The sequence below is a fragment of the Flavivirga aquimarina genome (assembly GCF_030540835.1).
In the GTDB taxonomy this organism is placed as follows: Bacteria; Bacteroidota; Bacteroidia; order Flavobacteriales; family Flavobacteriaceae; genus Flavivirga; species Flavivirga aquimarina.
Window position 1 is genome coordinate 1 of record NZ_JAUOEK010000129.1, and the last position, 18,502, is coordinate 18,502.

Here is an 18,502-nt window from a genome sequence, read left to right on the forward strand (position 1 = left end):
TCCCGTGAAAACGGGAATCTAAATACAGAATTTCGGTTTTTGACCTTTTTAGGTCAAAATGAAACCAGCGAAATACCTCTATGTCCCGATAGCTATCGGGACTGCCTCGAGGATAGTTGGTTTCAAGAAATTCTTTATTAATTCAAATTTGTCTAGAGAAATTTATAAATTAAGAATAATGAAGAAATTTTGCTCCCTTTTTATAATAAGCATTTTGTTTATTTCCTGTAACGAGTCTATTCCAAAAGATTATAAGGATACTTCCTTGTCTGTAGATGAGCGTGTAAATGCTTTATTACCATTATTGTCTTTAGAAGAAAAAGTAGCCCAATTGCGAATTTTTCATGCTAACATTGGAGTAAAATCAGATAAAGAAGGTCGTTTAGCTTTATCCGATAAAGTGAAAGAAAAACTAAAACTAGGGATCGCAGGGATTAAAAATCCAGCAGAGCATAATAGCCCGTTAGAAGCAGCAACGCTTAATAATGAACTTCAAAAGTATATTATAGAAAATAATCGATGGGGTATTCCTGCATTATTTGTAACAGAATCTTATAATGGTGTTGATGCAGAAGGATGTACTAAATTTGGAAGGCCTATTACATCTGCGGCTTCATTTAATACAGATTTGGTAAAACGTATTTGGGATGTCGTAGGAAGAGAAGCCCGTTTAAGAGGTATGCACATGTGCCATTCGCCAGAGGCAGATATAGTTCGAGATCCCCGTTTTGGTAGAATGAGTGAGGCTTTTGGAGAGGATACTTATTTAACAACCCAAATGGTTACTCATGCTATAAAAGGTGTTCAAGGAGATTATAAAGGGTTAGGGAATGGGACTCATATTGGAGCTGTAGCGAAGCATTTTGCAGGTTACGGACAAGTTTTAGGAGGGACTAACTTTGCGGCTATAGAAATATCACCAAGAACTTTAATTGATGAAATTTACCCACCCTTTGAAGCAGCTGTTAAGGAGGCCAAAACATTAGGGGTTATGGCATCTCATGGTGATTTAAACGGTATTGCCAGTCATGGAAATCCAGCGCTTCTTACAGGTGTTTTAAGAGATCAATGGGGTTTTGAAGGCTACGTCGTGTCTGATGCAAATGATATTGCCCGTTTGTTTTCTTTTATGAAGGTTGCAGAATCATACGAAGAGGCGGCATTAATAGGGTTAAAAGCTGGTGTTGATGTTGATTTGTATTCTGAAGATGCTTATGCGCATTTACCAAAAATGATTCAACAAAACCCAGAAATAGAAGCTTTTATTGATAAAGCTGCGAAACGAGTTTTGAAAACGAAGTTTATTCTAGGGCTTTTTGATAATCCGTATATTGATTTAAATACCGTTGAAGAAAATGTTAGAAAAAAATCTTCATTAGATTTAGCTCAAGAAGCAGATTTAGAATCCATTATTTTATTAAAAAACGAGAATGAAACCTTACCGTTATCTAAGGAAACTAATAAAAAAATAGCTTTATTAGGTCCGTTAGTAAGCGATAATACAAAAGCGGGATTTGAAGCGGTTGCAGGAAACAATATTTCCTTTGTTTCTGAAAAAGGGTTTAAAATTACAAATGAAAAAAGAGGGATTCCAAAATTAACAGTTAATAATGATGAAGCGGTTGAAAAGTTAATTGGAATTGCAAAAAAATCGGATGTAGTTATTCTTTTTTTAGGAGGTGATAAATTTACTTCAAAAGAAGCTTTTTTTGGTAGTGCTTTAGGAGATAGGGCTACTATAGAACCTCTTGGTCCACAGGATGAATTAATTACAAAAGTTAAAGCTTTAGGAAAGCCTACAATTGTTGTTTTAAAACATAGACGAACATTGGCAATCAATACCATATCAGATAAAGCTGATGCTATATTGGATGGTTGGGATTTAAGTGAATTTGGCGATAATTCTATGGCGAAAATAATTTTTGGTGATGTATCACCTTCAGGAAAATCACCAGTTACAATTCCTAAGAATATAGGGCAGTTGCCATTTCATTACAGTGCTAAAGAAATAAATAATAAAAAAGGATATTTATTTATTGAGAATGGCCCGCTTTATCCATTTGGATATGGTTTGAGCTATGCATCATTTAATTATTCTGATTTAAAAATATCTAATCCAGAAATAACGCCAGAAACTGAAATTACAGTAAGTATTAATATTACCAATACAGGACATGTAAAAGCAAAAGAAGTTGTTCAAATGTATATTAAAGATCATATAGGTTCGGTTGTTAGGCCAGATAAGGAATTGAAAGGTTTTGAAAAAATTGAATTGAGTTCCGGAGAAACTAAAACAGTAAATTTTACTATTACACCAAAAATGCTGGAATTTACAGGCTTAAAAATGGATAAAACTCTTGAAGCCGGAGATTATACTGTTATGATAGGAACGTCATCAAAAGAAGTGAGTACGGTAGGGTTTAGGCTAGTTATTTAACGATAGTCAAATCAGATATATTATTTGAATCTTTCTGGAGAAAAGGGTGTTAAATCAACCGAGGTTTTTTGATTGTTTATTGTTTCAGTTACTAATTTTCCTGTAATTGGACCCAAGCTCCAACCCATCATGGCATGTCCAGATGCAATGGTTAAGTTATTGTATTTACTTGTTCTACCTATGTAGGGTAAACCATCAGGAGAAACAGGTCTTAACCCGGATTTGGCATTGTTTTTTTCCTCTTGATTGATTTCTACATCTTTATAATAGTTTTTAGCTGCTCTTGCTATAGCTTCAACGCGTTTTTTTCTTATAATGGTATTGTTTCCCGAAAACTCCATAGTCCCTGCAAATCGAGTGAAATTTTCCATAGGTGTTACCGCAACTTTGGCTTCTAATAATAAAGTTGGTATGGATATACTTGTAGGTCTGTAAACATCTAAACTATACCCTTTGCCACCTTGTATGGGAATATTCAAGTTTAATGAAGATGCTAAGCTTGAAGTCCAGCTTCCGGCAGCAAGCACAAACTCATCAGCTTCAAAAACCGAATTTTGGGTTATTACAGATGAGATTTGTTTTTTGTTAGCTGTGAATTTTTCAACTTTTTGATTTATTTCAAAAACAACACCTTTAGATTTTAGCCAGGTTTTCATTTGGTTCATAAAATGATTAGGCGTTGTATGGGAATCACATTTATAATGTATCGCTCCAATAGCATGATCTGAAAAAACAGGTTCCATATTGATTAATTCAGATTTCGAAAGATAGGCAAGATCTAAGCCTTCTTCTACGGCTCGTTTGGCAATTTTATATTCTTCTTCCTGAATTTTAGTACTGCTAAACGCCATTAATAGGCCTTTTTTTTCATAATGAAAATGAAAATCCAAGGACGCAAGCATGTTTTCATATAGATATTGGCTTTTTAAATTTAGCGCTTTCAATATGGGAATTGATCTTTCTACATTAGATTCAGTAGCCGATTTTTTAAAGCGTATAGCCCACTTAAAAAAATCGAAATCTAATCTGGGCTTAATGTAAAAAGGACTTGAGCTATTTAATAACCATTTTAAACCTTGCGTCATAATACCCGGGGCTGCTAATGGAATAAAATGACTGGGTATTACATAACCGGCGTTAATGAATGAAGCACCTGTTGATATGTCGCTTTTATCTAAAACGGTTACTGCATATCCTTGTTTTAGCAAGTAGTAAGCACTGCATAATCCAGAAATTCCACCTCCAATTATAACCACTTTTTTCATCTTAATTTCTCTTTACATTTGAGGCCTTTATAATACTTGAAACCCATAAGCATAAGGATCGTTATCGTCAATAATAATTCTATTGTACCCTGTAACTTGAGCCCATCCCTGGATACTGGGAATAATGGCTTTTTCGCCAGCTAATGTTGTTTCTGTTTCTATTTTACCGATAAATTTACTTCCAATAAAGCTTTCATGAGTGTATGTCTCACCTAGTTTTAATTTGCCTTTGGCATGTAATTGAGCCATACGGGCAGAGGTTCCGGTACCACAAGGAGAGCGGTCTATTGCCTTGTCGCCATAAAAAACGGCATTTCTTCCTGAAGATTTAGGATCTAAAGGAGATCCGGTCCAGAGCATATGACTTACGTCTCTAATTGTAGAATCTTCTGGATGTACAAACATATTTGGATATTTGGTGTTTATACGTTCTCTAACGGTTTGCGAATATTTAATAAGGTCGCTTGCTGTGAAATTATCAATACCACTAAAGTTTTTTTGAGGGTCTACTATGGCATAGTAATTTCCGCCATAGGCTACATCAAAATTAATGTCGCCCAGTTCGGGGCAATCAACCACTAAGTTTTTAGCTGCTAAATAGGATTTAACATTAACTAATTTTACCCAGTCTACTTTATCTCCAGTTTGTTTGTATTTAATTTTTACTAGTCCGGCCGGAGTTTCCATTTTTATTTCTCCGTGCTTTTTGGGTATAATTATTCCTTCTTCAATGGCTACAGTAATAGTCCCTATGGTTCCATGTCCACACATTGGGAGGCAACCAGAGGTTTCTATAAAAAGAGTTGCAATATCATTTTTGGTATCGTGAGGTGGATATAAGATGCTTCCGCTCATCATATCATGCCCTCTGGGTTCGAACATCAATCCTTTACGAATCCAATCGAATTCTTTAAGAAAATGTTGTCGTTTTTCTTTCATAGTTTTGCCTATAAGGGTTGGTGCGCCACCTACTACAACACGAACAGGGTTACCACAAGTATGCGCATCTATACAAGAGAACGTTTTTTTATCCATTTCTATTTATTGCAAGAGATTTTAATAAATTTACCTTTGTAGGGCTTTAGGTAACAATGTGTTGGGGAAAGATTGGTAACTTATAGGTCTTACCCATCTTTTTATTGAATTGGTTCCAACGGCAGTAAATCTAGAGTCTGTTGAGGCAGGGTAAGGCCCACCATGTTGCATTGAAGGGCAAACTTCTACTCCGGTTGGAACACCATTGAAAATAATTCTACCAACACGATTTTCTAATGCGTCTACAAGGTTTTCAAGCTCTGAATATTCTTCTTCTTCGGCTATTATAGTTCCTGTTAATTGACCTTCTAAGTTATTAATTATTTTAATTAACTCATCTTCATTTTTACTTTTAACAACTAAGGAAAAAGGACCAAAAACTTCTTGATGCATTTTAGGATTTGCTAAAAAGTCTGCTCCAGACACACTCACTATTTGTGATGCTGCATAATTATTTTTTAATTCGTCTTGGGCTTTGCCTATAACTTCAATACCACTTAGAGCTGTAATATTTGTGCTATTTTTATCGAAACCACTTTTAATATTGGGGTGCAGCATACATTGTGGTTCAATGGCAATGGTTTTTTTTGCTAAATCGTTAATGAAGTTTACTGTTTTATCGCTATCGATGGTTAATATTAAACCAGGGTTTGTACAAAATTGCCCTGTTCCTAATGTTATAGAATTAGCATAAGTGCTGGCTATTTCTTCAGATCTTTTATTTAAGGCCTTTGGCGTTATTATTACAGGGTTAATACTTCCCATTTCTGCAAATACAGGGATGGGTTCTTCACGTTGCGATGCTAAATTAAAAAGTGCCCTGCCTCCGGCTATACTTCCTGTAAACCCTACGGCTTTAACTTTTGGATTATTCACTAATGCTGTTCCAACAATTTTACCTCGTCCTATTAAGTTTGAAAAAACACCATTTGGCATTCCTGTTTTTTCTGCCGCTTTAATAATTGCTGAAGCAACTAATTCTGATGTGCCAGAATGCATTTCGTGTGCTTTTATAATGACCGGACAGCCTGAAGCTAATGCACTTGCTGTATCTCCGCCTGCGGTTGAATAGGCTAAAGGGAAGTTACTTGCTCCAAATACAACGACTGGTCCTAAAGGTATTAGAGTTTTTCTAAGATCATTTTTAGGTAATGGTTTTCTATCAGGAATAGCTTCATCTATGGTGTTTTCTCTCCAATCTTCATTAGAAACTAATTCGGCAAATGAACGTAATTGAAATATGGTTCGTCCTCGTTCTCCAATTGCTCTACCTTCGGGTAGGCCAGTTTCCATAGTATAAATGTCTATTAATTCTTGGTCTAAATTTAAAATCTCATCTGCAATGGCATTTAAGAAATTTGCTCGTTGGGCACCAGATACTTTTCTGTATTTTTTAAAAGCTTCAGATGCTAGTTGAACAGCTTCATCAATTTCTTTAATAGTTGCTTCAAAAAAAGGTGTTGGGTTTTCTTTATTTAGTTTAGGGTTTATTGTTTTATGTTGAATGTCACCTTGTGCACTAAGTTTATTTCCAATATAATTTTTGCCTGTAATCATTTTTTATAAATTTTTATAATCTGGTAACGATGGTCTGTTTTTCATAGCTGTGTTTATAATGTTTAAAACACGGTCTCTTTCTAAACCTTGCAAGGGTAACCTTGGAGCTCTAACATTTTCGGTACCAATACCTGTTGCTACTTCTGCTAATTTAATGTTTTGAACTAATTGAGGACTAATATCTAGTTCTAATAATGGCATAAACCAACGATAAATATTTAAAGCGTCTTCAATTTTACCTGCTTTTACTAATTTATATATAGCGACTGTTTCTGCCGGATATGCACAAACCAAACCTGCAACCCAGCCATCTGCTCCTATAACCAAGCTTTCTAAACCAAGCGTATCAACGCCTGTAAATACTTTTAAACGTTCACCAAAGCGGTTTTTTATTCTGATGACATTTGTAATATCTCTGGTAGATTCTTTTACTGCTTGGATGTTATCATATTTTATTAAATCTTCTAACATTTCTAAAGTTACGTCTATTTTATAATCTATCGGATTATTATAAATCATAATTGGTAATGACGTGTTTTTTGCTATTTCGGCAAAGTAAGTTACGGTTTCAAAATCTGTTGCTTTATATCGCATTGGAGGTAAAATCATTAAACCATTGGCACCAACGGATTCGGCATGTTTAGCAACGGCAATAGCTTGTTTGGTACTTTGTTCGGCAATATTAATAATTACTGGAATTTTTCCATCAGTAATTAAAAGTGTCTTTTTTATTAGAATTTCCTTTTCTTCTTGTACAAGCGTACTTGCTTCGCCTAATGTGCCTCCAAGGATTATTCCATGAACACCAGCCTCCATTTGTGCATTGATGTTTTTTTCGAACGTTACAAGGTCTAACTCATCATTACTTGTAAATTTTGTTGTTACTGCAGGCATAACACCTTCCCAATGTATCATAATCTTAATTTATTTGCTTACTTACAAATTTAGATATTTAACGAAAAAGGTACTATAAGGTTGTTAGCGTATTATAATACTATATTGTAATATGGGAGGTAGTCGCTTAATGACATTGGAGGGGTGCTCAAGACAAGCTTTAAGTCGAAACTTCTTTATTTGTTATGATGACTAGTATAAATAGGGGTGAGCGTATATATGTTACTATCGAGACCTTTAATAGTTTTCGTCTTAATTTTTAAGAAGTTTTGTTAGTGTTCTAATTTTAGAGCCTTAATATCTGTAATTAATTGTGCAATTGAGGCTCTGTTTAATCCATTATAGATACCTCGGATGTGTTTGCTGTTATCTATGAGTAAGAAATTTTCGGTATGTAAAAAATCATTCACATCTTTAGGAACACCTAAATCGTTTTCAACGAAATATTGATTTCTTCCCAGATTATAGATGTCTGTTTTGTTTCCTGTTACCATATGCCATTTATTATTATTAACACCATGTCTTTCGGCATACTTTTTAAGTACTGAAACTGAATCTATAGTTGGGGTAACCGAATGTGATAGGAATAATATGTCTGCATCTTCTTTAAACTCTTCTTGTAGGCTAACCATATTGTTAGTCATTTTTGGACAAATACCGGGACAGCTTGTAAAAAAGAAGTTTACTATATATATTTTATTATCGAAGGTTTTTTGTGTAACTGTATCTCCCAACTGATTTATTAATTTAAAATCGGGGATTTTATGAAACGCCTTTTCTTCTTTGCTATTAGGTACTAACCAATGGGGCGTAAAAGATTCATCATCATAATAAGGCAAATATTTTACCCTACTTGTTTCTTCTACTTTTATATGTTCTTTTTTTATTTCTTTTTTACAACTTATAAAAATTGCAAGCAAAAAAATAAATAATAATCTATTAGTTTTTACGACTTCTAACAACGACTTCATCTTTTAGTTGATAACATAAGTTAGAACGCATTAAACCAAAAATGCGTCCGTTTTTAGCTTCATAATTTACATATAATTTTCCGTTTTTTAACCAAGCTTGTTGCATACCGTTTTCTTTTCCATCTTTTAGATGCCTTAATTTAGCTAGTTGCCCATTGGAATGCCATTGCTTTTCTATACCTTGCTTTAGACCATTTATATAGTTGGACTCTTCTCCCAAAGTGCCATTTTCCCACCAACTTTTATAAACACCCACTAACTTATTTTGGTTATAATAGGATTGTACGCGCAATACGCCATTTTTAGACCATCTTTTGGCAACGCCTTCTCTTTTGCCTTTAAAAAAACCGAGTCTTTCTTCTAGAGTACCATTTGAATGAAATTTTACTGAATAACCATTATAGGGTTGATTTTTATAATACCATTTACCTTCAATTTGATTAAGAATCAATTCTTTTTTAGATACTTCGATATCTTCTATAACTCTTGTTTTTTCTTCAACAGTATAGTCCTTGGTTGTGTTTTTTTCTGCCAGTGTTTCCTTGCAACTTGCAAAGGAAATCACTAGCAATATTAATATAAAAGGTTTCATAAGGAGTTTTTTTAGTAACCTTGGTAAGGTCCTGCAAATGCTAAGTAAGACCCAGTGGTAGAATATATTTCATTAATGATATGGTAATGATATTCTTCTTGACCATCTGTGTATTGTGTTGTAGATGTATGTCCTCCGGAAGCATCTAAATCTGTTGGATAAGTTCCTGTAGAATTGCATTTTCTTCCGTAAAGAAAAACACCATCTAACAATATGCCTACTAAGTTATCATCATCATCTGAAAAAGCCTTTGGTTCTAGGTGATAGTGATACACGCCAGGACCTATATGAGCTCCTGTCCAATCTAAGCTTGCAGCTGCAGCGTCTAATGCACCATTACCTTCTTGGTCGTTAAATAGAGATGAACCACTAACGGCTATACCAATAGTGTTTACTTGTGTAGAAACAGTATTTCCTGTTAAATTGGGAGTTGCATCTACTGTTATTGTTACAGCATTATTATTACTGGTCATGATACTTGGTGTTAGTGCAACGCCAGGCTCTTCTCTATAAAGGGCGTTGCCCTCTCCCCAATAAACTGTTTCATGGTCTGGTAAACCGGTAGTCTCTATAACTACGTTAGACCCATCTAAATAAATGGTTGTTGCGTCTGTATTAAATGCTTCGAAGGCAGCATGTAATGTTGCTGTACCTTCATCATCATCATCGTCTGTTGAATCGTTATCACTTGAGCAGGCCATAAAAATTGATACGAGTACTGCTAGTAATGAGCTAAGTTTTAATAAGTTTTTCATAATAATTGTTTTAATGTTTTATATTTAGATGTAATATATTAAAAAAACTTGTGGGTTTTTTTTAAAAAAACACTCAAAAGACTGTTAAAGAGCTCATTAAGAAGAAAAGCTTCATGATATTTACACCATGAAGCCTTTCAAGCTATTAACCAAAATCATAATCAATTTACTGTCACTTTATATAAAGACTAACTGCTACTGTACATAATACAATATGATTATTAATTGGTTTATAGCAGTTAGTAATTGTTTTAGTGTTTTATATTTAGATGTGTTATTTTTTTAAAACTTGTGTTGCTGTTATATTTTTTTTATAATACACAAAAAGATCTCTAATAAGTATATTGAAAAAAGACTCCATGATACTTGTAACATGAAGCCTTTTAATTGATTAACTAATCATTTAATTCAAATAACTACTAACAGCAGCAGCACGTGATACAACATGGGAATTGAGTGTATTTACAGCTGATTGAAAGTCTGAACTTGAATTTAAAAATGTATACCCAGAAATTTCTGAAGTTGCATAAGATTCTATTAATGCTGCATAGGTTGCATAAGTAGATTGTATCGTACTAACGTTAAATGCTCCATCTACGACCTCTTGTACATAAGTGTCGTATTTTGCTTTATAAACATCATCTTCATACATATACCCAATTAAAGGCCATTGTGCTTCGTTTAAATCTGAAAAATTCAATGATAGAGATCCACCTTGTTTACCAGTTTGGAGTGATTCATTATTATCCCATGGAATCCATGTTAATTTACTGGTACCTGGGTTGTTATATAGAAAATAATTATGTGTCATTCTTCCATAGGTATCCCAATTTTGAATCACTGTATTTACAGCTAAATATTTTAAAAATACATCTGTATCGAACACTGCATCTAAATTAGCTCTCCAAGTTGTTGGGGCACTGGTTCTGGTATCATCATTTATAATGGTAAGTAAACTTTGAACGTCAGAAAAATCAGCTTCATCTTCATTTGTTTTCTTTACGTATTCGTCTTCATCAAAAGTACCTGAAGCAAAACAAGCGGCATCACCATCTGGCTTATACAAGTTCCCGTCATCATCAGAAAATTGGGTCTCTATAACGGTATCGTCTACTTCTTCGACTAAGGTGTATAATCCAAAATATATTGGGCCATCTCCATGATCTACATAAACGGTATAAAAAGATGTATGTGATACTGCTAAACCAGCATTTTTAAAGACATCGGCAGCTACTTTTTCTCTTAGCATGGATTTATCGTCGTAATTATTTTTAAGACTAAGTTTTTTAAATCCATAAAAACGTTGATTGTCTATTTGTGGATAGTCATCTTCGAATTCATCAAAATCCAATTTAAATGATAGTTTTAAAATTCCAGCTCTCCATGAACTTGCTAAACTAGAGTTTCCTTTAAAACGAACCCCTACTTTATACCATTCGATTCCATTATAAAAAACGGAAGTAGGAACAAAAACGGGATCTTCATCAGAAAAACCACTATTGCCTCGACTACCAAAAGCCCCATATAATTCAGTCATATCTGCCAGCATAACATCCCAGTTATCTTCTGAAATAACTAAATCAATTCTTTTTACAGCGGTATCATCGAATACTTCGTCAAAATCTGGATCTGCATCTTTACTATGTGTTGCGTCTGTCCAATCTGTAGCTACAAAATCGGTATCATCAATTACAACTTCGGTATCATCACCATCATCAGATCCTTCTTCTGTTTCGGTAACTGTATCATCATTAGAACACCCTATAAATGTATAGGTTGTTAAAAGCATGAAACTTAATAGTATTGATATTTTAAAAATTATTTTTTCCATAATTATTTATTTTTAAATTTATAAGTATATTTTAAACCAATGATATTTGTGGTTTCAGGTATAGTTTCATTTAATTCTTTTTCAAAGCCATAAAACACACCAATTTTCCCAAGGGTTTTAAATTTATATTCTGTTCCTAGTGTTAATCTGTATTTATTGAATTCACTGGCTTCGCCTTTTTCAAAATGATGAAATAACTCTGCCGAAAATTTAGGATCTAGCTTCCATTTTTTAATGTTATAAACAACTGCTGTTTTAAAACGCAAATGCTGATTTGCATAATCACCTTCTGCATTGGAAACTCCTAATTCGTTTTTATTTTGATAGCGTAATCGATATTTTAGTGAGAAATCTGCTATTTCATGTTTATAAGAGGTATCAAAATTAAACCTGAAGTGGTTTTCATAACCTTGTATATTACCTTGGTTATCATTTTTTCGTATATAACGCAGTCCGCCTCCTAATTTGAAATTGTTAAATATCTCGTATTCAGCGTTTAACTCTGTAAAATAGTTGTCAATTTCTGAAACATTATTTTTTAATCGCAATTGTTCTTCTAAACTAAAGCTCCATTTTTTATTTAATTGATATTCTATAGCAATGGTATTCCAACTTGCCAGATCGTTTGTATCATCTGTTTGAGTATAACCGGTATTTGTGAATAATAATGTTAATAGTATTATTTTTAAATATAGTGGTTGCCAAATTTTTAAAACTTTCATAAATCGATCTGTTTAAACGTTTTTTGAGTAATACTTCTCGTTATAGTAATAAATTGTTAATATGGCAGTATCTTTTAAAAAATCTACGTCGCCTAAAGTCACTTTGTTTATTGTTATTCCTGTTCTGTGTTCTAAATCTTTTTTAAGAAGCTCATAGTTTTCTGGTTTAATGTTTTCTATATTTTCGTACACTATTTGCTTGGTTACTTCGTGTTTTAATAGCCAGACACGTTCTATAATTGCTATGGAGATTACTACGATTATGTTACCAAGAATAATTTCTGAATAACTCATTTTTTTATTTGCCAATGAGTTAATTACTGATACGCCTATAACTATAAATAGGTAAGTCATTTCTTTTATAGCAACAGGATCTGTACGGTACCGAATAATACCAAAAATGGCAAAAAGACCTAATGCCATACCTACATCGAGTTCATATTTTTTAAGGGTAAAACATAAAAAGAATACTATTATACTAATCATATAATAAGTAAATAAATAATCTTTTCGTTTTGCTGAACTGTAATATAAATATCGAATGATAATGGTTAAAAATGCCATGTTTATGATAAAACGAAACAGCATTTTATAAAAATCGTCATCAAAAAGGGGTATATCTAAAAACTCCATAATTTAGTTTGTAATTTTATTTATTTTATTTAATTTTTCTTTGAAGCGATTATATTTTAAATCGGTATAGAGATTAACCATTCCAATACAGTATTTACTAATGCTATATGGATGGTGTTGAAACGATTTTAAAATTTTAACAATAGGAGAATTTCTATTAAAGGATTCTTGTTTTACTTCTATTATTACTAAATCATCGTACATCTTTTCGATTTTACCCATTGTGTAATGTATATTTAAATCTATAGTGACTCTTTCGTTAAAACCAATATTAACTAAGGTCATCCGGTTAAAATCGTTCCATAAAGTAGGAGACAGGTCATATGTTTTTAAAGTAGAAGCAGTAATGAAATCTATAGAGTTTTTAGATAAATCTGTTTCAAAATCATTTATAGATGTTCTGGATTTCATCGTTACTCCTTTGCCGTTTTTTTGTTTTATTTCAAGAAAGCAAAGGTTGGATTCTACATACTTCCTAATCCTAATTTTTGTTCTATTATTTTTTCCGTTATGATGGTCTTTATAAAATTTAGTATCATTAGTATCAAAATATAGAGAAGAATAAGTCATTATTCTATGATTATCTATTTCCAACACTTTATAATCATTTTTTATGTTTTCTAAAATTGAAATCAACAGAGACTTATGAATTATAAACTTGGTATCTGTTCTTTTCATTAATGCTACGCTATTCATTTCTTCTAATGAAATAGTAGAAAACATATTTATATTTTTTTTAATGTTTTGTTGCATTTGGGGTACGATCTATAAAAAGTTGTTATTCTTCTTTTGCTGGCCTTTTACCTTTTGGTTTTGGTGCTTTTTCTAATTCTTCTTTTGTGATAAAACCATCTTCATCTGTATCGATTTTTGCAAAATCTTTTTTCAATGGGCCTTTAACTTCTTTTTCAGAAAGTTTACCATCTTCGTTTTCATCCATTTTAGTAAATAACTCATCAATACTCGGGCGTTTTTTGTCTTGTTGATCCCTTTCAGAAGATTGAGCATTTGCATTTAGTGTAAATAAGAATGATACCATTCCTATAAAAAAAGTTGTTTTTAATCTGTTACATTTCATATTATCTATTGTTTATTTGTTAGATACTTTTTAGATGCAATAGTTTTTTTAAACTTGTGCTTTATTTACTTTTTTTGGAAAAAAAATGCAGATTTCTTAACATAGGAAAGTCTTATTTTTAATAAAAAATGGTATTGTTTTTATAGGTTTTTTTAGAATGTTTTTATTAGTTAAAAAGTTGATTATTTGTTGTTTATGAGGGTGTTTCTTGTAGGTTTTAATGAATGTTCTTTTCTGTTTAAACTCTTACAATTTTTGTATTGTTTTTAAGTTGCTTTAATATTAAATTATTTTTAATTTTATGTTAAAACATTAAAAAAGCATTTAAACTACTTTTATGATTGACTTAAAAAAACGTTAATCTTGGATAAGAAAATTTATGTCAGTTTGAATGATTTTTGCAAAAAATCGTATCGAAAACCAATAAATTTTCGTCAAGAAAAGCTTATCGACAGTTCCACTAAGCGCCCTGTGCTGAGCGGATCTGAAGTAAGTCGAAGTGCTAAATTCTTCCAGAATTTCACTAACTGACGTCTTGAACTGTTAAACAAGATTCGCATTAATTAATGTCCGATTATGAACAAAGAATACAAACAAAAACTGTTTAGTAAAAAAAAAGTTTTGGTTTAAGCTTAAACAGGGATGAACTATATGTTTTTTGGGATTTTAACAATTTACACGAATAGAATGATACCTTTTTGTTTCACATAAATACGAATCAGACTTGAGTTTTTATCTTATTGGTAGTGAGGTCTATAAGTGCAATAAGTGTCTGTCTTTTATATGTTATTATTAATTTTTGTTATATACTAAACCAATCTTTCCAAACCACTTCATAACCTTGAGATTGAATCATTTGTTTAATTTGTTTGGTAGTACGATTATCTGAAATTTCAAATTGCTCAAGCGATTCTGGTTCCACACTATAACCTCCCGGATTTGTTTTAGATTCGGCACTAATGGATGTAATACCTAAGTGTATGCCATGATTTCTAAAGGTTTCACTTTCTCGGGTAGATAGTGAGAGTTCTACATCTTCATCTAATAATCTATAAGCGCAAATTAATTGTACCAAATCGGTATCGGTCATTTCTACTTTTGGGTCTAAACCTCCTTGATGTGGTCTTAACCTTGGGAAAGAGATGGAGTATTTCGTTTTCCAATATGTTTTTTGTAAATATTTTAAATGTAAAGCTGTATAAAAGCTATCTACCCGCCAATCTTCTAGACCGAAAAGAGCTCCTAGACCAATTTTATGAATTCCTGCTTTACCTAATCGATCCGGTGTGTCTAAACGGTAATCGAAATTCGACTTTCTACCTTTTGGGTGATGGGTTTTATAGGTGGCTTTATGATATGTTTCTTGATATACTAAAACGGCATATAGTCCAGCACTAATTAAGGTTTCATATTCCTCTTGGTCTAAAGGTTGTACTTCGATACTGATATTTGAGAATTGAGACCGGATTAAGTCAATAGCATGTTTTAAGTAGGATACGCCAACAGTTTTGTTAGCTTCTCCTGTTACTAAAAGAATATGATTATATCCCAGTTTTTTAATATGCTCGACTTCTTTTAATATTTCGGTATCACTTAAGGTTTTTCTTCTAATACCATTATCCATACTAAACCCACAATAGGTACAAATATTTTGGCATTCGTTGGATAGATACATGGGGATATACATTTGGATGGTATTCCCAAAACGTTTTTTTGTAATGGTATTACTTCGTTGTGCCATTTGTTCTATAAATGGTGTCGCTGCTGGAGAAATTAGTTTTTTAAAGTCTTCTAAATCAATTTTCTCTTTGAGAAATACCTTTTCAACATCTTGACTGGTCACTTCGTAAATCTCTTTTTCTAAGGTATCCCAATCGTATTTTTCAAATGTATTTTTAAAAGACATGGTTTGTACTAATTTAAATCGTTTAGAAAAGAGGTGAGTGGACTGCTTGCTTCTGCTTGGTTTTTAATAGGTGCTAGTTTTGCGTTATATGCTATTCTACCAGCTTCAACAGCCATTTTAAAAGCAATGCCCATGTCTACTGGGTTTTGGGATACAGCAATGGCTGTATTTACTAAAACGGCATCGGCACCTAATTCCATTGCAAATGCCGCATGAGACGGAGCGCCAATACCCGCATCTACTATTACAGGTACGTTGCTTTGTTCGATAATGATTTCTAAAAACTCAAGGGTTTTAATGCCTTTATTACTTCCTATAGGAGCGCCTAAAGGCATTACGCATTGTACACCAACATCTTCCAAACGTTTACATAAAACAGGATCGGCATGAATGTAAGGCATCACGACGAATCCGAGTTTTACCAATGTTTCAGCAGCTTTTAAGGTTTCAATAGGGTCGGGGAGTAAGTATTTAGGATCTGGATGTATTTCCAGTTTTATCCAATTGGTTTGAAGTGCTTCTCTGGCCAATTCGGCAGCAAATACAGCTTCTTTGGCTGTTCTTACTCCAGATGTATTTGGAAGTAAATTAATTTGATTCCCGTTTAAATGAACAAGCATATCGTCTGATTCATTTTCTAAATCGACACGTTTCAAAGCGACAGTAACCAATTCACTTTCTGAGGCTATGATGGCTTCTCTCATTTTATTGGCGCTACTAAATTTCCCTGTTCCTGTAAATAATCTGGATTTAAAAGTTTTGTCGGCTATTTTAAGTGTATCTGTTGTCATGTTATATATTTTGATTGGGATTCCAAACCTGTTCTTGCTGTGAAGCACTGTTTAACAGTTTATTAAATTGACTGATTTTATTAAAGTTTTTGGTGATCTCTCCCGAAACAGCGATACCATAAACGCCTGTTTTTAAGATGTCTGGAATATCTTCTATGGTAATGCCTCCAATAGCAATAATTGGTGTTTCTGTTTGTAATGCTTCAAGAATAGCGAGGTAACCGTTTGTTCCTAAAATCGGACTTAAATTATCTTTGGTGGTTGTAAAACGAAAAGGCCCTAAACCTATATAGTTTACTTTTTTTTCGATTAATGTTTTACAGTCTTCAAGTGTGTTAGCGGTACCTCCAATAATTTGCCAGGTTTCCAAATGTTTCTTTGCTATAGTAGGGCAGGTGTCATTTTTTCCTAAATGGATCCCATCTGCTTTTACTTTTTTTGCAATTTTATAATAATCGTTTATGATTAGGCGTGTTTGGTAATGTGCTGTAATTTCTCTGGCTTCCTCGGCAATTTTTAAGATCTTTTTTTCGGATAAGTTCTTTAAGCGTAATTGGACTAATTCAGTTCCCGACGTACATGCTTTTCTGATGTTTTCAAGGTGTTCTTTTCCTGTATTTCCTTGTGATATATAATGTAACTTCGGAATCATAATTTTAACTATTAATTGTTTGAGTTTGGTCAACAGTATTGTATTTGTGCTTTCCTAATAATCCTTTATCAGAATTCAAAAATTGTTCTGTGTACTGTTTAGCATTTTTCGCGGCATCTTCTAATTCAATATTCAAAGCGAAATTACTCGCCAGAGAAGCAGATAGTACGCAACCGCTTCCATGTTTTTCATAAACTTTATCGGTGTTTGGAGGTATGTTTACCTTAACGATTGTATTGTGATATAATGCGTCCCAACCTTTTTTGTCGGTTCGATGCCCACCTTTTAAGTATATATTGGTTAAAGATGATATATGTTCAATGGTATTTTCAATATTTAGTTGAGGATATAGACTTTGTATTTCATCATAGTTTGGTGTTACAATAAAGCATTGTTTCCATATCTCGTCTAATAAATTTTGGCTTTCGGTTTCGTGAAAATCGAAACCTGTACTTGTTTTAATGATTGGGTCTAAAACAATTTTGATATCGGGATTCAATGCATGCAATGTATTTAAAATACGATGTAATACCTCCCAGGATTCTACAATTCCAATTTTTACAGTGTTTATAATAAAGCGTTTAAAAAGTGTTTCAATTTGAGCAATAATTACATCGGCTTTTGTCCAGATGCATTGTTTAAAATCGATATCGTTTTGAACGGTGATGGCTGTACAAACAGACAAGCCATATAGTCCATGTGCTTCAAATGTTTTGATATCTGATGTTAGCCCAGCTCCTCCAGAAGGATCATGGCCGGCAATAGTTAGTATGTATGTTCTATTGTTCATTTATCGCTCAAAATGATTCTTTATCTTTTTAAAAACGTCTATGGGTTTATTACTATTCCAAACACCTCCTAAAACCCCTACACCATTAAAACCTAATGTGTCAAACTCGGTCAAATTATCTGTCGTTACACCGCCCATTCCAATAATGCGTTTGTCGATATGGTTTACATCAAAACCTCTGCCTTCGTAGCCTGTTTTTGAGATTGAAGAGAAAACAGGACTTAGTAAATGATAGTCAAATTCAAATTCACAGTTAGCCAAAACATCGGGTTCATGAAACGAACTACTAATAGTTTTTCCATACATATTTAACCCTTTAAAATACTGTCCGGGATTATCTATGTTATCTATTCTTTTTTGTTCTTGAAAATGTATACCTTTTAGATCGTATGTATTAATTAACTCATGAAAATAATGCACTACAATGCGATTGTGGTATTTAACATCTATTTGGTTTAAATAGTCACAATGTTCTTGATAATTTTTTTCTGGTTTTCTTAAATGATAGTATTCTAAACCAGCTTCGAAAAGCTGATTTAGAATTGCAATTTCATTGCGAATATCTTGTTCGGGAGCAATTAGTACAATCATGG

Annotated in this window: 18 protein-coding genes; 1 reads left to right on the forward strand and 17 read right to left on the reverse strand. The window is 32.9% G+C overall.

The genetic code is table 11. From position 1 onward, the window contains the following. Window positions 1-178: 178 nt before the first annotated feature. A complete protein-coding gene (locus Q4Q35_RS12780) occupies window positions 179-2,437 on the forward strand; it encodes a glycoside hydrolase family 3 N-terminal domain-containing protein (protein ID WP_303278376.1) in 2,259 nt (752 codons plus the stop codon). A gap of 20 nt (window positions 2,438-2,457) precedes the next feature. On the opposite strand, the gene Q4Q35_RS12785 is transcribed toward Q4Q35_RS12780, so the two are convergent. The 17 genes from Q4Q35_RS12785 to Q4Q35_RS12865 form a co-directional block, all read right to left on the reverse strand. Beyond that, a complete protein-coding gene (locus Q4Q35_RS12785) occupies window positions 2,458-3,702 on the reverse strand; it encodes an NAD(P)/FAD-dependent oxidoreductase (protein WP_303278378.1) in 1,245 nt (414 codons plus the stop codon). A gap of 27 nt (window positions 3,703-3,729) precedes the next feature. Next, window positions 3,730-4,737: a 4-hydroxyproline epimerase gene (locus Q4Q35_RS12790; RefSeq protein WP_303278379.1), complete on the reverse strand. Its 1,008-nt coding sequence runs from the start codon at window positions 4,735-4,737 to the stop codon at window positions 3,730-3,732. Window positions 4,738-4,767: 30 nt separating this feature from the next. Next, entirely contained in the window at window positions 4,768-6,294 is a 1,527-nt protein-coding gene (locus Q4Q35_RS12795) for an aldehyde dehydrogenase (NADP(+)) (RefSeq protein WP_303278380.1), read from the reverse strand. Window positions 6,295-6,297: 3 nt separating this feature from the next. Next, window positions 6,298-7,209, reverse strand: coding sequence for a dihydrodipicolinate synthase family protein (locus Q4Q35_RS12800; RefSeq protein ID WP_437439746.1), 912 nt, complete (start codon window positions 7,207-7,209; stop codon window positions 6,298-6,300). Between the two features lie 251 nt (window positions 7,210-7,460). Next, window positions 7,461-8,159, reverse strand: coding sequence for an SCO family protein (locus Q4Q35_RS12805; RefSeq protein WP_303278381.1), 699 nt, complete (start codon window positions 8,157-8,159; stop codon window positions 7,461-7,463). Continuing rightward, window positions 8,128-8,751 carry a toxin-antitoxin system YwqK family antitoxin gene (locus tag Q4Q35_RS12810; RefSeq protein ID WP_303278382.1) on the reverse strand — a complete coding sequence of 208 codons (624 nt, stop codon included), beginning with the start codon at window positions 8,749-8,751 and terminating at the stop codon, window positions 8,128-8,130. The genes Q4Q35_RS12805 and Q4Q35_RS12810 overlap by 32 nt, the downstream gene beginning before the upstream one ends. A gap of 11 nt (window positions 8,752-8,762) precedes the next feature. Then, a complete protein-coding gene (locus Q4Q35_RS12815) occupies window positions 8,763-9,506 on the reverse strand; it encodes a YHYH protein (protein ID WP_303278383.1) in 744 nt (247 codons plus the stop codon). 403 nt (window positions 9,507-9,909) lie between these two features. Next, complete coding sequence (locus Q4Q35_RS12820; RefSeq protein ID WP_303278384.1) at window positions 9,910-11,337, reverse strand: CotH kinase family protein; 1,428 nt, start codon at window positions 11,335-11,337, stop codon at window positions 9,910-9,912. Between the two features lie 2 nt (window positions 11,338-11,339). Continuing rightward, window positions 11,340-12,059 carry a DUF2490 domain-containing protein gene (locus Q4Q35_RS12825; RefSeq protein WP_303278385.1) on the reverse strand — a complete coding sequence of 240 codons (720 nt, stop codon included), beginning with the start codon at window positions 12,057-12,059 and terminating at the stop codon, window positions 11,340-11,342. A 12-nt stretch (window positions 12,060-12,071) separates the two neighbouring features. Then, entirely contained in the window at window positions 12,072-12,692 is a 621-nt protein-coding gene (locus tag Q4Q35_RS12830; RefSeq protein ID WP_303278386.1) for a DUF4956 domain-containing protein, read from the reverse strand. Between the two features lie 3 nt (window positions 12,693-12,695). Beyond that, window positions 12,696-13,415 carry a polyphosphate polymerase domain-containing protein gene (locus Q4Q35_RS12835; protein ID WP_303278387.1) on the reverse strand — a complete coding sequence of 240 codons (720 nt, stop codon included), beginning with the start codon at window positions 13,413-13,415 and terminating at the stop codon, window positions 12,696-12,698. A gap of 55 nt (window positions 13,416-13,470) precedes the next feature. After that, window positions 13,471-13,770: an EF-hand domain-containing protein gene (locus Q4Q35_RS12840; RefSeq protein WP_303278388.1), complete on the reverse strand. Its 300-nt coding sequence runs from the start codon at window positions 13,768-13,770 to the stop codon at window positions 13,471-13,473. A gap of 802 nt (window positions 13,771-14,572) precedes the next feature. Beyond that, window positions 14,573-15,676: a 2-iminoacetate synthase ThiH gene (gene thiH / locus Q4Q35_RS12845; RefSeq protein WP_303278389.1), complete on the reverse strand. Its 1,104-nt coding sequence runs from the start codon at window positions 15,674-15,676 to the stop codon at window positions 14,573-14,575. 8 nt (window positions 15,677-15,684) lie between these two features. Further along, complete coding sequence (locus tag Q4Q35_RS12850) at window positions 15,685-16,467, reverse strand: thiazole synthase (RefSeq protein ID WP_303278390.1); 783 nt, start codon at window positions 16,465-16,467, stop codon at window positions 15,685-15,687. A 1-nt stretch (window position 16,468) separates the two neighbouring features. Then, entirely contained in the window at window positions 16,469-17,119 is a 651-nt protein-coding gene (thiE, locus tag Q4Q35_RS12855) for a thiamine phosphate synthase (RefSeq protein ID WP_303278391.1), read from the reverse strand. 4 nt (window positions 17,120-17,123) lie between these two features. Beyond that, on the reverse strand, window positions 17,124-17,909 hold the full coding sequence (locus tag Q4Q35_RS12860) for a hydroxymethylpyrimidine/phosphomethylpyrimidine kinase (RefSeq protein ID WP_303278392.1): 786 nt from the start codon (window positions 17,907-17,909) through the stop codon (window positions 17,124-17,126). Next, complete coding sequence (locus Q4Q35_RS12865; protein ID WP_303278393.1) at window positions 17,910-18,500, reverse strand: thiamine phosphate synthase; 591 nt, start codon at window positions 18,498-18,500, stop codon at window positions 17,910-17,912. It abuts the gene before it with no gap. Window positions 18,501-18,502: the final 2 nt, after the last annotated feature.

Bases quoted from the DNA above. Each gene is read 5' to 3' on its own strand.
- Q4Q35_RS12780 (WP_303278376.1), top strand. From the start codon at position 179: ATGAAGAAATTTTGCTCCCTTTTTATAATAAGCATTTTGTTTATTTCC.
- Q4Q35_RS12785 (WP_303278378.1), bottom strand. From the start codon at position 3,702: ATGAAAAAAGTGGTTATAATTGGAGGTGGAATTTCTGGATTATGCAGT.
- Q4Q35_RS12790 (WP_303278379.1), bottom strand. From the start codon at position 4,737: ATGGATAAAAAAACGTTCTCTTGTATAGATGCGCATACTTGTGGTAAC.
- Q4Q35_RS12795 (WP_303278380.1), bottom strand. From the start codon at position 6,294: ATGATTACAGGCAAAAATTATATTGGAAATAAACTTAGTGCACAAGGT.
- Q4Q35_RS12800 (WP_437439746.1), bottom strand. From the start codon at position 7,209: ATGATACATTGGGAAGGTGTTATGCCTGCAGTAACAACAAAATTTACA.
- Q4Q35_RS12805 (WP_303278381.1), bottom strand. From the start codon at position 8,159: ATGAAGTCGTTGTTAGAAGTCGTAAAAACTAATAGATTATTATTTATT.
- Q4Q35_RS12810 (WP_303278382.1), bottom strand. From the start codon at position 8,751: ATGAAACCTTTTATATTAATATTGCTAGTGATTTCCTTTGCAAGTTGC.
- Q4Q35_RS12815 (WP_303278383.1), bottom strand. From the start codon at position 9,506: ATGAAAAACTTATTAAAACTTAGCTCATTACTAGCAGTACTCGTATCA.
- Q4Q35_RS12820 (WP_303278384.1), bottom strand. From the start codon at position 11,337: ATGGAAAAAATAATTTTTAAAATATCAATACTATTAAGTTTCATGCTT.
- Q4Q35_RS12825 (WP_303278385.1), bottom strand. From the start codon at position 12,059: ATGAAAGTTTTAAAAATTTGGCAACCACTATATTTAAAAATAATACTA.
- Q4Q35_RS12830 (WP_303278386.1), bottom strand. From the start codon at position 12,692: ATGGAGTTTTTAGATATACCCCTTTTTGATGACGATTTTTATAAAATG.
- Q4Q35_RS12835 (WP_303278387.1), bottom strand. From the start codon at position 13,415: ATGTTTTCTACTATTTCATTAGAAGAAATGAATAGCGTAGCATTAATG.
- Q4Q35_RS12840 (WP_303278388.1), bottom strand. From the start codon at position 13,770: ATGAAATGTAACAGATTAAAAACAACTTTTTTTATAGGAATGGTATCA.
- thiH (WP_303278389.1), bottom strand. From the start codon at position 15,676: ATGTCTTTTAAAAATACATTTGAAAAATACGATTGGGATACCTTAGAA.
- Q4Q35_RS12850 (WP_303278390.1), bottom strand. From the start codon at position 16,467: ATGACAACAGATACACTTAAAATAGCCGACAAAACTTTTAAATCCAGA.
- thiE (WP_303278391.1), bottom strand. From the start codon at position 17,119: ATGATTCCGAAGTTACATTATATATCACAAGGAAATACAGGAAAAGAA.
- Q4Q35_RS12860 (WP_303278392.1), bottom strand. From the start codon at position 17,909: ATGAACAATAGAACATACATACTAACTATTGCCGGCCATGATCCTTCT.
- Q4Q35_RS12865 (WP_303278393.1), bottom strand. From the start codon at position 18,500: ATGATTGTACTAATTGCTCCCGAACAAGATATTCGCAATGAAATTGCA.